Here is a 12,526-nt window from a genome sequence, read left to right as displayed (position 1 = left end):
CGCCCCTTTTAACCATTAGCAAATCCGTCGGCGCCACCGACAGATGCCCTGAAACCCAAAGGTATGAAATGCAGCAAAAGCGCATTGAACTTCTTCGCCCCCAGATGGGCACCCAGCGTGCCCTGACCGTTCGCACCTATGGCACGCCTGGCAAAGGCCCCAAGGCCTATTTCCAGGCTGCCCTGCACGCAGATGAACTGCCCGGTGTTCTGGTTCTTCATCATCTGGAAAAGCTACTGGCCGAGGCCGAAGCGAAAGGTGATATCATTGGTGAAGTGGTTGTTGTGCCCTTCGCCAACCCCATCGGCTTTACTCAATATGTCGACATGAAGCCGCTGGGCCGCTTTGAAATGCGCACCGGACAGAACTTCAATCGCCATTATCCCGATCTGTGTGATGAACTGATCACCGCACTTGATGGCAAGCTGGGCCAGAATGCCGATGAAAACGTCGCACTGATCCGCACCGAACTACGCCGCCTGATCAAGGAACGCCGTGCAGCCTCCGGCCCGATGACGGATTTGCAGGATCTGCGTTTTTCCCTGGCAGAACTTGCCATTGATGCCGATCTGGTCCTGGACCTTCATTGTGACTGGGAAGCGGCGATGCACCTTTATACCAGTGATTCAAGCTGGCCTGATGCTGCCGATCTGAATGCACAGCTGGGTGCCGGCGCCTGCCTGATTGCCGAAGAGTCTGGCGACAACCCGTTTGACGAGGCATTCAGCCGCCCGTGGGTGGTGTTGCGCCGCGAATTTGGCGATAAATTCCCCATTCCAATGGCGACCCTTGCCACCACGGTTGAACTGCGCGGCGAACAGGACGTATACGACCATTATGCCACCGAAGATGCGGCCAATCTGTTTGCCTTTTTGCAGCGCCGGGGTGTCATTGCCGGTGATCCAGGCCCGCTCCCCGAGGCAAAATGTGATGCAACGCCGCTTGCCGGGGTTGACCGTGTCACGGCGACCCATGGCGGCATGATTGTTTTTTCCGCCAAGCCCGGCAGCCACGTAAAGGCTGGTCAGGAGCTGGGTTATGTCCTTGATACCGAAACAGGTGAAAAAACACCGTTTAGCAGCCGTACCGATGGCTTCATGTATGCCCGGGTTGGCGGGCGTCTGGTTGTGCCAGGCGGGCTTTTATGCTCGGTCGCAGGGGCAAATGTTTTGCCGGGCAAAACCGGCAATCTGCTTACCGCACGCTAAGCTGCGCTAACCACGATCTGAATAGTCATTGGCCCGGGCATCATCACTGATCCCGGGCCTTTCTATAGGGTGCCAGAAGCTGTCTTCAGGTCTGTGTGGTGCCATGAAATTACGGTTATGAAACCTTACGCAGTATCCGGTATAAGGTGAAGGGAATCGCACGAAAGCACCGTCTATTAACCCATGCGTTTTCGCGCGATAGCACCAACAAATGATTTGCAGGGCACACAGGCACGCTGCCCTGTCAGGATAAAGCACAATACAGGGCAGCGATAATGTTCGACATCAACACCATTCCGGAAATCATTGAAACGGCAACTAAACTTGCCATCGCGAACGAAGCATCCGCCAAGCGCGCGATCTCTGTTCTCGACCTAACCAGCCTGAATGATGATAATACCATCGAAAAGATCGAAGCCCTGTGCCAGCGGGCGCAAACCCCGGCAGGCAATACGGCAGCGATTTGTGTTTACGCTCCCTTTATTGAAACATCGTGGAAAACACTGGGCAAAAGCGGCATCAAAACCGCGACCGTCGTGAACTTCCCCAAGGGCGATAAAGCCGCCCAGCGTGTTGCCGATGAAACCGCCGATGCTGTTGCCGCCGGCGCCGATGAAGTTGACCTTGTCATGCCCTATCAGGCCTTTCTCGCCGGTGACCATGATGGTAGCGCCGAGGTCATTGCCGCCACCCGGCAGGCGTGCGGCCCGTTCATGACCTTGAAGGTTATTCTTGAAACCGGTGAATATCCTGACGCAAAGGCGATTTATGATGCCGCGCGTCTTGCCATTTCCAATGGTGCCAATTTCGTCAAAACTTCGACCGGAAAAGTTGCGACCGGCGCAACACCCGAGGCAGCCATCGCCATGATTGCTGCCATTCGCGATGCCAAGGCCGAACAAAACCTGGATTGCGGTTTCAAGGCATCGGGCGGGGTTCGCAACACGCAGGATGCCGCCCTTTATCTGGCCATTGCCGATCATATGATGGGGGCTGACTGGGCCACACCGGCCACATTCCGCTTTGGCGCCAGCAGCGTTTTGACCGACCTATTGAAAACATGTGGTTTTGGCGACAGCAACACCCCGTCTGGCGCTGGCAACTACTGAATTTAATGCCTATCTTTGGGCAATGGCAGGCGGCCATAATGTGCTGTTATTCTTCCCTGCCCGTGTGACGACCACGAAAGGATTTTCCATGGCACGCGCCATTTTGATTGTTGCCGACAGCTTTGGGATCGGTGCCGCCCCGGATGCCGCAAAGTTTGGTGATGCCGGTTCCGATACACTGGGCCACATTGCCGAATTATGTGCCAAAGGCCAGGCCGATACCGATTTTCGCAAAGGCCCGCTTAATGTGCCCAATATGACGGCACTTGGCCTTGGCGAGGCAGCACGTGACGTTAGCGGGCATATCCCTCCGGGGCTGGAACACGGTGGCGCAATCATCGGGGCCTATGGCTTTGCCCGCGAAGTTTCCCGTGGCAAGGACACCCCCAGCGGCCATTGGGAAATTGCTGGCGTACCGGTCGATTTTGACTGGGGCTATTTCCCCGCCGAAGTCCCGACCTTTCCGGCGGAACTGACTGACGAGCTTATCAAGCGTACCGGCATTCCCGGTATTCTGGGTAATTGCCATGCATCGGGCACCGAAATCATTGCCCGTCTTGGCGAAGAACATATCCGTAGCGGCAAGCCGATTTGTTATACTTCGGCCGATAGCGTGTTTCAGATTGCCGCCCACGAAGACCATTTTGGTCTGGACCGGTTGATGGAAGTTTGTGAAACCGCTTTCACTCTGGTCGAGCCGTATAATATCGGCCGCGTCATTGCCCGGCCCTTTGTTGGCTCTTCTCCGGCTGATTTCAAACGCACGGCCAATCGCCGTGACCTTGCCGTGCCGCCGCCCCACCCGACCCTGCTTGATATTTTCACCAAGGCCGGCGGCAAGGTAATCTCGGTGGGTAAAATCGCCGATATCTATGCCCAGCGCGGTATCAGCAAAAAGGTCAAGGCCGCAGGCAACATGGCCCTGTTTGATGCCATGATGGGGGAAATAGAACAGGCCCCCGACAACAGCCTGGTTTTCACCAACCTGGTCGATTTTGACATGGAATTTGGCCATCGCCGCGATGTGCAGGGTTATGCCAACGCCCTTGAAGAATTTGACGCCCGCCTGCCTGAATTGCGCGCGGCCCTGAAACCCGGCGATCTGGTGATTATCACCGCCGATCATGGCTGTGACCCGACCTGGCGGGGCAATGACCACACCCGCGAAGTCGTGCCCATTCTGGCATTTGGTCCGGCCATTGCGCCCGGCCCCATTGGCGGGCGCGATACCTTTGCCGATATCGGCCAGACAGTTGCCGATCATTTGGGCATCAGCCTTGATCACGGCACGTCATTCCTGCACGGTTAAGGCTGGACGTTAATCAACATCTGAATAAAGGATCACGGTCATGCAGCTTTCCGCCATGCGCATCGAAGTGATTGTCGATACTGTATGTCCGTGGTGCTATATCGGCAAAAAACGGCTGGAAAAAGCACTGAAAAGCGAGGCGCTTTCTGGCTTTGCCATTCAATGGCGGCCCTTTTTACTGAACCCCGATATTCCCGAAGGCGGGGTTGACCGGCAATGGTATTTGTCGACCAAATTTGGCGGCATGGACAGTGCCAACCGTGTTTACAAATCCATCGCCGCGGCTGGGGCCAGTGTGGGCATCAATTTCAATTTTGATGCCATCCGCGTTACACCGGATTCCACCCAGTCACATCGCCTGATTTACAAAATGTGTGCGGAAAACCCCGATATTGGCAGCGACCTGATCGAAGATATCTTTGCGGCCTATTTTCTGGATGGGCAGGATATTGGCGACCGGGACATTCTGGTAGAAATTGCCGTTTCTCACGGCGCAGATCGCAGCGAAATCATTGATTACCTGCATGGCGACATGGATCATGAATTTGTCATTCAGGAAAGTCGCCTTGCCCATCAACTGGGTGTCAGCGGTGTGCCCTGTTTCCTGTTTAATGGCCGTCACGCCCTTTCGGGCGCACAGGAACCGGGCATTTTACAGCGTATGATCCGCCTTGCCCGGCAGGAAGACAGCCTGATGCCGCAATAGGCACCTTCATTGGCGTTTAGCATGACTGCAAAAACGAAAACGGCGACACCCTGTGGTGCCGCCATTTTTGTATATTCCGAGACAAATTTGGATAACCCCGATATGGAGGATTGCAAAAGCAATAATGCCTTCGCAATCCCCCGGATCATTCAAAAAATCACGTTTTCGATGCGATGTCTGACAGGCGCCGCATCAGGCGTTTGACACCTTCCAACCGGTCGGTTGGTCCATCCCAGCTGGCGGTATAGACAATTTTATGATCCGGGCGCAGGCGGGCCACACCAACCTGCTGCTGGATAAAGCCAATCAAGCCAGCCGGATTGGGGAATTCATTGTTATGCAGCGTGATCAATGCGCCTTTCGGCCCGGCATCCAGTTTTTCAATATTCGATGCCCGGCACCACAGCTTGATCGTGACCACATCAAGAAGGTTTTCAACCTCTTTGGGCAGTTTGCCGAACCGGTCGATCATTTCCGCGCCAAACTGGTCAACTTCCTCGCGCGTGCGCAATTCCGAAAGACGGCGATAAAGACCAAGACGCACACCAAGATCGGGCACGTAGCGATCAGGGATCAGGACCGGCATACCGATATTGATTTGCGGGACAAATCCGCTATCGGCGGCATCCTCGATCTCGCCTTTGGCTTCGGCCACGGCTTCTTCGATCATTTGCTGATAAAGCTCGATCCCGACTTCCTTGATATGGCCGGACTGTTCTTCACCCAGCAGGTTCCCTGCCCCGCGAATATCCAGGTCGTGGGATGCCAGGTTAAAGCCAGCGCCCAGGCTATCAAGGGTTTGCATGACTTCCAGGCGTTTCATTGCCGTGGCCGTCAGCTTTTTACCATTTGGCAGCGTCAGATAGGCATAAGCCCGCTGTTTGGACCGGCCAATACGCCCGCGCAACTGATAAAGCTGCGCCAGACCAAACATATCGGCACGATGCAGGATCATGGTATTGGCGTTGGGCACATCAATGCCCGATTCAATAATGTTGGTTGCCAGCAGCAAATCAAATTTACGTTCGACAAAATCGGTCATGACCTGTTCAAGGTCACGCGCGCCCATTTGCCCGTGCGCCACATCAAACTTGATTTCGGGTACTAACGTTTCAAGTTCCTTGGCAACCCGGCTGATATCGGAAACCCGCGGGCAGACATAGAAAATCTGGCCGCCACGATGACGTTCGCGCAAAATCGCTTCACGGATAACGACCGGGTCATAGGGCGTGATATAGGTGCGAACAGCCAGCCGGTCGACGGGTGGCGTTGCAATGATCGACAGTTCCTTGACCCCGGTCAAGGCCAGTTGCAGCGTACGCGGGATCGGCGTTGCCGTCAGCGTTAACACATGCACATCGGTTTTAAGCTCTTTCAGCCGTTCCTTATGTTTGACGCCAAAATGCTGCTCTTCATCGACAATCAGAAGGCCAAGGTCGTTGAATTTAACGCCCTGCCCCAAAAGCGCATGCGTGCCACACACAATATCGACATGCCCGCTTTCAAGGTTGTCCTTGACCAGTTTTGCATTCTTGCCAGTAACCAAACGTGAAAGCTGTTCAACGCGTACCGGCAGGTCGTTAAAGCGTTCCTTGAAGTTAAGGTAATGCTGGCGGCACAAAAGGGTTGTTGGCGCAACAACGGCAACCTGCTTGCCCGACATGACTGCGGCAAAGGCCGCCCGCAGGGCAACTTCGGTTTTGCCAAAACCCACATCGCCACATACCAGACGATCCATCGGCTTGCCCGCCGTCAGATCGCCAAGGGTATCGTGAATGGCGCGGGCCTGGTCCTCGGTCTCGGTAAAGGGGAACCGGGCACAGAATTCATCATAGGCGCCTTCGGGCACGGTCATTGCCTCGCCCTTGCGCAAATGGCGGGCAGCTGCAACCTTGATCAGCTTATCGGCCATATCGCGAATACGTTCGCGCAGCTTGGCCTTTCTGGCCTGCCAGGCAGCACCACCTAACCGGTCAAGGATCGAAAGCCCCTCGTCCGAACCATAACGAGAAAGTACTTCGATATTTTCGACCGGAACAAAAAGCTTGTCGCCGCCATCATACTCAAGCTGCAAACAGTCATGCGGGGCGCCCCCGGCAGTCACCGTCATCAGGCCAAGGTAGCGGCCAATCCCGTGTTCGATATGAACAACCAGGTCGCCTTCTGCAATTTCCGATGCTTCACGCAGGAAATTTTCGGCCTTGCGGCGGCGTCCGCCGGGGCGGCTCATACGGTCGCCCAGAATATCCTGTTCGGTTAAAAACCACAGGCCTTCGCGGCGAAAGCCATGTTCGATATCCAGGATCACAACAGCGCAATGTTCGCTACCAAGATCATTGGTGATATCTTCCCAACATTCGGCATTAACAACCTTGCCAACGCCATGTTCGCGCAAAAGCGATACCATGCGGTCGCGCGAACCATCGGAATAGGATGCAATGACGACCTTGTGATCCTTTCCGCGCTGGGCCGAAATGAAATCGCGTAATTCGTCATAAAGGTTTACATCGGCCCGGGCGCGAATATCGCCAAAATCCCGGCCTTTGCGCGCTCCCATGTCAAAAATGCCGCGTTCGGCGTTTTCTTCTTCGACATAGGGCGACAAATCCAGCACCAGCCGCCCGGCTAGATTGCGGGCAAGCTCCGCGCGGTCCAGATACAGGCGTTCGGGCGGTACAGGTTTATAAACGCTATCGCCCGAAAGGCCGCCACCCTTGATGTTCTGGCGCGCCTGATAATAATCGTCGATCATTTCAAGGCGATTATCAACGGCTTCGTCCACCTGGTGATCCAGGCTGACAATCGTATCGGGCATATAGGTAAACAGGGTATCAAGCCCGTCATGGAACAACGGTAGCCAGTGTTCCATCCCACCATATTTCAGGCCGGCACTGATGGATTCATACAGCGGATCAGATTGCGATACATTGCCAAACAGTTCGCGATATTTGCTGCGAAACAGGGAAATGGTATCGGCATCAAGATAGATTTCGCCAACAGGCAACAATGACACCGAATTGACCCGCCCCACCGTGCGCTGGCTTTCAACGTCGAAGCGGCGGATGCTTTCAATTTCGTCGCCAAAAAAGTCCAGACGTACCGGTTCTTTCATCCCCGGTGCAAAAATATCAACGATATCGCCGCGTACCGCATAATCACCCGGTTCCATCACCTGTTCGGCGCGGCCATAACCCATACGCTCGAAATAGGCGGTCAGCTCGGTGCGGGGATATTCCTGGTCGGTGGTCAGGGTCAGTTTGCCCTTTTCCATCACATCGACCATAGGCACGCGTTGCATGACAGCGGCAGCCGTTGTCAGCACGATGCGGCCAAACTCGCCAACCTTGTGGGTTTTATCGGCAAGGACAGTCAGCGTTTCAACGCGCTTTGCCGTCACATCGGCAATGGGCGATACGCGGTCATAAGGCAGGCAGTCCCACGCGGGGAATGTCAGAACCTCTACCTCGCCGGCAAAAAACTGCAGCCCTTCGGCCATCTGGGCCATGCGCTTGTCATCGCGTGCGACATGCAAAATGGTGCGGCTGCCTTTGGCCGCATCCAAAATTTCACGCAGCAACAGCGCGTCGTATCCTTCCGGGACGCCACCAAGGCGGACGCGATCAAGGCGCGCGACAATATCGTTGATTTTATTCAATGCTTTATCAGGCGTTGCTAAGGGCGTTGATCATGGCCAGTACCTCGGTATCATAGGCTGGCGGTGCCTTTTCCTTGCCGGTGGCCCATTTGAAAAAATCGGCATCGGGAACTTCGACAATCAGGGCTTCGAATTCGTCAAGCTGACGGGCATTCAGGGTCGCCAGATGGGCATCCATGAAACGGCCAATCAGAATATCGTTTTCCTTGGTTCCGCGATGGGCGCCACGGAACTGCAATTTCTTGCGCCGCAATTCCAGTTCGTTGTCGTGGTCGGTCATGGGCCCTGTTCTCCTGTCACTGTTTGCGCGCCTGCCCACATATGGCACTATGGCGCTGTCCGGCAATGGCAAGCGTTGTACGGCAAAATCAAAATTTGGTCCATGCTGCGCAGCAACGGATTTGCCCACAGATGACAACTCGATGGTTGCGAGCGTGAAAATATGCTGTATACCGAACAGAAACAAGCCTTTGTTCTTATAATGTTCCATTTTTGAGTTGCAAGTCAAAAGCCGATGCGTCCCGAAATCCTGTTTCCGCTTTTTGCCGAAATCAACAGCCTGCCCGGCATTGGCCCGCGGTTAAAACCGCTGGTGGAACGGCTGATTGGTGGCGAACATCTGGTGGATTTGCTGTGGCATTTGCCTTCCGGGCTGATTGACCGGCGGTTTTCCCCGCCGCTGGCGGAAACCATTGATGGAACCATTGTAACCCTGGATGTGTTAGTGGAACGCCACGAACCCGCCCCGGATCGCCGGCGCCCCTATCGGGTTGTGTGCCGCACCGAAGACGGGTTTGTAACCCTGGTGTTTTTCAACGCCAGGGCAAAGTACCTTAATGACATGCTGCCCGAAGGTGAAAAGCGCATCATTTCGGGCAAGATCGACCATTATCGCGGCGAATACCAGATCACCCATCCCGACCGCATCGGCACCGAGGCGGAACGCGAAAGCATCCAAACCGTCGAACCGGTTTACCCGATGGCCGCCGGTGTTACCGGCAAAACCCTGACCAAGGCCATACAGGCGGCATTGGGCCATGTGCCGGACCTGCCGGAATGGCATGATAGCGCCCTTCAGAAACGCCATAACTGGCCGGATTTCAAAACTGCACTTTTTCAGGTTCACAAGCCTGAAAATGAAAGCGACCTGTTGCCGGACCATACTGCACGGGCCAGACTGGCCTATGACGAATTACTGGCAAACCAGCTGGCCTTGACCCTGATCCGGGCGAAGATGAAAAAGCTGGGCGGACGATCCATTCAGGGGGATGGTCGCCTGCGCAATATGCTGGGCCGGCAGTTGCCATTTGCCCTGACCGGGGCGCAAAGGCGCGCCCTTGATGATATTAACGATGATATGGCCAGTACCGGGCGCATGTTACGCCTGCTCCAGGGCGATGTTGGGTCGGGTAAAACGGTTGTCGCCCTGATGGCGATGCTTAATGCCGTTGAAACAGGCCGACAGGCGGCCCTGATGGCCCCAACCGAAATTTTGGCCCGCCAGCATTATGAAACCATCGCCCCGATGCTGGAAAAAATCGGCATCACCTGTACCCTTTTAACCGGGCGAGACAAGGGCAAAGCCAAACAGAAAATTCTTGATGGGTTGGCAAATGGTGAATTTGCCGTTGCCGTTGGCACCCATGCCCTGTTTCAGGAAAGTGTTGCCTTTCATGACCTGGCCTTTGCCGTGGTTGATGAACAGCACCGCTTTGGTGTGCATCAGCGCCTGATGCTGGCTGCCAAGGGCACCGCGGTTGATGTGCTGGTGATGACGGCAACACCCATTCCCCGCACCCTGACCCTGACCGCCTTTGGCGATATGGAAGTTTCACGGCTGGATGAAAAGCCACCGGGGCGCCAGCCAGTTGATACCCGTGTTTTGCCCATCGACAAGGTTGAAGATGTTGCCGCAGGCATTGGTCGGGCAATGCGCCAGGGGGCGAAAATTTACTGGGTTTGCCCATTGGTTGAGGATTCTGAAATCATCGACCTGCAGGCAGCCGAAGAACGCCACCGGATCCTTGTGGACCAGTTTGGCGAAGGGCGTGTTGGCTTGGTTCATGGCAAGATGAAGGGCAAGGAAAAGGACGAGGTCATGGACAGGTTTGCCCATGGCGATTTGTCCATTCTGGTGGCAACCACCGTGATCGAGGTTGGGGTGAATGTGCCCGAAGCCACGGTTATGGTGATTGAACATGCCGAACGTTTTGGCCTGGCACAGTTGCACCAGTTACGCGGGCGCATTGGGCGCGGCAGCGGTGCATCAACCTGCCTGCTGCTTTATGGATCGCCCCTTGGTGAGATTTCCAAGGCACGGCTTAAAATCATGCGCGAAACCGAAGATGGCTTTGTCATCGCCGAGGAAGATTTGCGCCTGCGTGGTGCGGGTGAAGTTTTGGGGACCCGGCAAAGCGGATTGCAGGCCTATCGCCTGGCGAGCCTTGATTTGCATGGTGACCTTTTGGCCATTGCACGCGACGATGCCCGCCTGATTGTAGAGCGCGACCCCGACTTACAAACAGAGCGCGGCCAGTCATTGCGATTGTTATTGTATTTGTTCGAACGTGATGAAGCCGTGCGTTATTTCCGCTCTGGCTGATGCAATTAATGCCATGCAGTAATCATGAAAAAGGGCAGGAATTTCCCCTGCCCTTTGCCTTTTCGAATACGAATTTTGCTGAACGGCCGTTTTGCCGCAATCAGGAATCCTGTTTTTCCGCTTCCTGCGGTGCGGTGCCAGGTTCATGGCGTGATACCAGGACAGGCACGTTTTCCTTTTCGCGCAGGACATCAACATCCTCGTAGGTTTTTGCCGACACAACCGGCTTTTCCTGCACGTCTTTCGGGCGGCGGTCCGCCGGGGTGACGATACCACCCGACATGACCATTTTAATGGCTTCCTCGACCGTCATATCGAGCACAATGACATCGCGTTTGGGCACAAACAGCAAAAAGCCCGATGTCGGATTTGGTGTTGTCGGCAAAAAGACATTGATCACGCGATCTTCGGTAAGGTTTTGCACCTCGCCTTTGGTTTCACCGGTGATAAAGCCAATCGCCCACATGCCACGGCGCGGATATTCCAGCAACACAGCCTGTCGAAAGGCATTTGACTGGTTGGCAAGCACTGTTTCCAGGATTTGCTTGATCGCCCCATAAACGCTGCGTACGGCCGGAATACGGCCAAGAATACGTTCGTAAACCTTGATCAGCGCGCGACCGGCAAAGTTGGTTGTCAGCCAGCCCACCAGGGTGATCACGATCACAACGACCAGCACCCCGAAACCGGGAATGCCATAACTTTGATAGGCGTCGGGCAGGTAAATTTCGGGGTTATATTTGGCCGGGATCAGTGGCATGACCGATCCATCGACAAATTCGATAAACCACCAGGCGAGACCAAAGGTTATTGCCAGCGGCGCACTGACGAGAATGCCCGTTAAAAAATAGGTCCGCAACCGCCCCAAAATGCCTAGCGAGGGCAAAGGCGGCGTTGGCGCACCATTATTGTGGTCGGGAGCATCATCACGCTTGGCGTTCATTTATCACCTTTGATAGGTTGTAGTGCGGTAACACACTGCAAATATGTCTTTAAGTCTGCCCGAAAAAATATGGCATTGCTGCGACAGCCATTCCCCGATTTGATCAACGTCACAGCATCCCTCTTTAGAACAGTGATAGCAGTAAGCGCTTTTGCAGCGCAACCAAACAAAAAGCCGCCGAAGAAAAGGATCCGTTTTGCAGGTCTGGATTGTTGAATATATTTACGATGACAATGGTGCCGTTCGCGTCAGCACGGCCAATGTGCGCGCCGAAGATTACGAAACAGCCCGGTCTTTTGCCGCTGCAAGCGCGCCCGCGCCCGATTTTGTCATGTCGCTGCGCCCGCAGTCCGAAGAACAGTTTTTGGGCCGAACGGTTATTCAGGCCCATGAAATGACGGGCAAAATCGTAAGCGACCTTCCTGATCCCGATAGCGAAGACGAAGATAGCGACCAGTAAATGACAGGTTCAGCAGAACGGGAGAACCCCAAACACCCGATGATCGGTGTTGGGGCGGTTGTGTGGCATGATGGCAGGGTTTTATTGATCCGCCGGGGGAAACCGCCCCGCGCGGGGGAATGGAGCCTGCCAGGCGGCGCGCAGGAACTGGGCGAAACCGTGCAGCAGACAGTGCAGCGCGAGGTGCTGGAGGAAACCGGCATTCGCATTACCAATATTGAATTTCTGGAAATTGTGGACCTGATCATGCCGGGTGGTGCCAATGGCAAGCCGCGCTATCACTATACGTTGCTTGATTTCAGTGCTGATGCAAACAGCGAAACCACGATACCGATACCAGGTGATGATGCCAGTGAAGCGATTTGGGCTGATCCCGATACACTGGGCGATTACAACCTGTGGCCGGTTACACGGCAGGTGATAGAAAAATCCCGCAAGCTGCGTGGACATTAACCACACAGTCCGATCCGCTGCGATAAATGCAGCCCCAAACAGTGGGCAAAAGAAAAAGGGTGGCAAAACTGCCACCCTTGA

General features: G+C 54.9%; 10 protein-coding genes. 7 read left to right on the top strand and 3 right to left on the bottom strand.

Annotation, left to right across the window (positions count from 1 at the left end; all coding sequences use genetic code 11):
• Positions 1-68: 68 nt before the first annotated feature.
• The 4 genes from CSC3H3_RS09440 (at position 69) to CSC3H3_RS09425 (ending at position 4,332) form a co-directional block, all read left to right on the top strand.
• Positions 69-1,208 (top strand): succinylglutamate desuccinylase/aspartoacylase family protein, encoded by a 1,140-nt coding sequence (locus CSC3H3_RS09440; protein ID WP_101284672.1) that lies wholly within the window; start codon positions 69-71, stop codon positions 1,206-1,208.
• Between the two features lie 275 nt (positions 1,209-1,483).
• Positions 1,484-2,317: a deoxyribose-phosphate aldolase gene (deoC, locus tag CSC3H3_RS09435; RefSeq protein ID WP_101284671.1), complete on the top strand. Its 834-nt coding sequence runs from the start codon at positions 1,484-1,486 to the stop codon at positions 2,315-2,317.
• Entirely contained in the window at positions 2,277-3,626 is a 1,350-nt protein-coding gene (locus CSC3H3_RS09430; protein ID WP_245881354.1) for a phosphopentomutase, read from the top strand. Before deoC ends, CSC3H3_RS09430 begins: the two co-directional genes overlap by 41 nt.
• Positions 3,627-3,666: 40 nt before the next feature.
• Positions 3,667-4,332 carry a DsbA family oxidoreductase gene (locus CSC3H3_RS09425; protein WP_101284669.1) on the top strand — a complete coding sequence of 222 codons (666 nt, stop codon included), beginning with the start codon at positions 3,667-3,669 and terminating at the stop codon, positions 4,330-4,332.
• A 157-nt stretch (positions 4,333-4,489) separates the two neighbouring features.
• Here the strand turns inward: CSC3H3_RS09425 and mfd are convergent, their stop codons facing one another.
• Together mfd and CSC3H3_RS09415 are read right to left on the bottom strand one after the other, a co-directional pair.
• Complete coding sequence (gene mfd, locus CSC3H3_RS09420; protein ID WP_101284668.1) at positions 4,490-7,987, bottom strand: transcription-repair coupling factor; 3,498 nt, start codon at positions 7,985-7,987, stop codon at positions 4,490-4,492.
• A gap of 7 nt (positions 7,988-7,994) precedes the next feature.
• Entirely contained in the window at positions 7,995-8,267 is a 273-nt protein-coding gene (locus CSC3H3_RS09415) for an FAD assembly factor SdhE (protein WP_101265726.1), read from the bottom strand.
• Positions 8,268-8,501: 234 nt separating this feature from the next.
• Between CSC3H3_RS09415 and recG the strand changes: the two genes are divergently transcribed.
• Positions 8,502-10,589, top strand: a complete 2,088-nt coding sequence (recG, locus tag CSC3H3_RS09410; protein WP_101265728.1) for an ATP-dependent DNA helicase RecG — start codon at positions 8,502-8,504, stop codon at positions 10,587-10,589.
• Between the two features lie 100 nt (positions 10,590-10,689).
• On the opposite strand, the gene CSC3H3_RS09405 is transcribed toward recG, so the two are convergent.
• Complete coding sequence (locus CSC3H3_RS09405; protein WP_101284667.1) at positions 10,690-11,532, bottom strand: DUF502 domain-containing protein; 843 nt, start codon at positions 11,530-11,532, stop codon at positions 10,690-10,692.
• Between the two features lie 196 nt (positions 11,533-11,728).
• Between CSC3H3_RS09405 and CSC3H3_RS09400 the strand changes: the two genes are divergently transcribed.
• Together CSC3H3_RS09400 and CSC3H3_RS09395 are read left to right on the top strand one after the other, a co-directional pair.
• The gene (locus CSC3H3_RS09400) at positions 11,729-11,992 is read left to right on the top strand and encodes a hypothetical protein (RefSeq protein WP_101265732.1); all 264 of its coding nucleotides are present in this window, start codon (positions 11,729-11,731) and stop codon (positions 11,990-11,992) included.
• Positions 11,993-12,445 carry an NUDIX hydrolase gene (locus CSC3H3_RS09395; protein ID WP_101284666.1) on the top strand — a complete coding sequence of 151 codons (453 nt, stop codon included), beginning with the start codon at positions 11,993-11,995 and terminating at the stop codon, positions 12,443-12,445. It abuts the gene before it with no gap.
• Positions 12,446-12,526: the final 81 nt, after the last annotated feature.

The organism is Thalassospira marina, from assembly GCF_002844375.1.
Lineage (GTDB): Bacteria > Pseudomonadota > Alphaproteobacteria > Rhodospirillales > Thalassospiraceae > Thalassospira > Thalassospira marina.
The sequence above is the reverse complement of the archived record's forward strand: the minus strand, read 5'-3'. Positions and strand labels throughout refer to the sequence as shown.

What these genes read in the sequence shown, in the direction of transcription:
- recG (WP_101265728.1), top strand. Translation starts at nt 8,502, where the DNA reads ATGCGTCCCGAAATCCTGTTTCCGCTTTTTGCCGAAATCAACAGCCTG.
- CSC3H3_RS09440 (WP_101284672.1), top strand. Translation starts at nt 69, where the DNA reads ATGCAGCAAAAGCGCATTGAACTTCTTCGCCCCCAGATGGGCACCCAG.
- CSC3H3_RS09425 (WP_101284669.1), top strand. Translation starts at nt 3,667, where the DNA reads ATGCAGCTTTCCGCCATGCGCATCGAAGTGATTGTCGATACTGTATGT.
- CSC3H3_RS09395 (WP_101284666.1), top strand. Translation starts at nt 11,993, where the DNA reads ATGACAGGTTCAGCAGAACGGGAGAACCCCAAACACCCGATGATCGGT.
- deoC (WP_101284671.1), top strand. Translation starts at nt 1,484, where the DNA reads ATGTTCGACATCAACACCATTCCGGAAATCATTGAAACGGCAACTAAA.
- CSC3H3_RS09415 (WP_101265726.1), bottom strand. Translation starts at nt 8,267, where the DNA reads ATGACCGACCACGACAACGAACTGGAATTGCGGCGCAAGAAATTGCAG.
- CSC3H3_RS09405 (WP_101284667.1), bottom strand. Translation starts at nt 11,532, where the DNA reads ATGAACGCCAAGCGTGATGATGCTCCCGACCACAATAATGGTGCGCCA.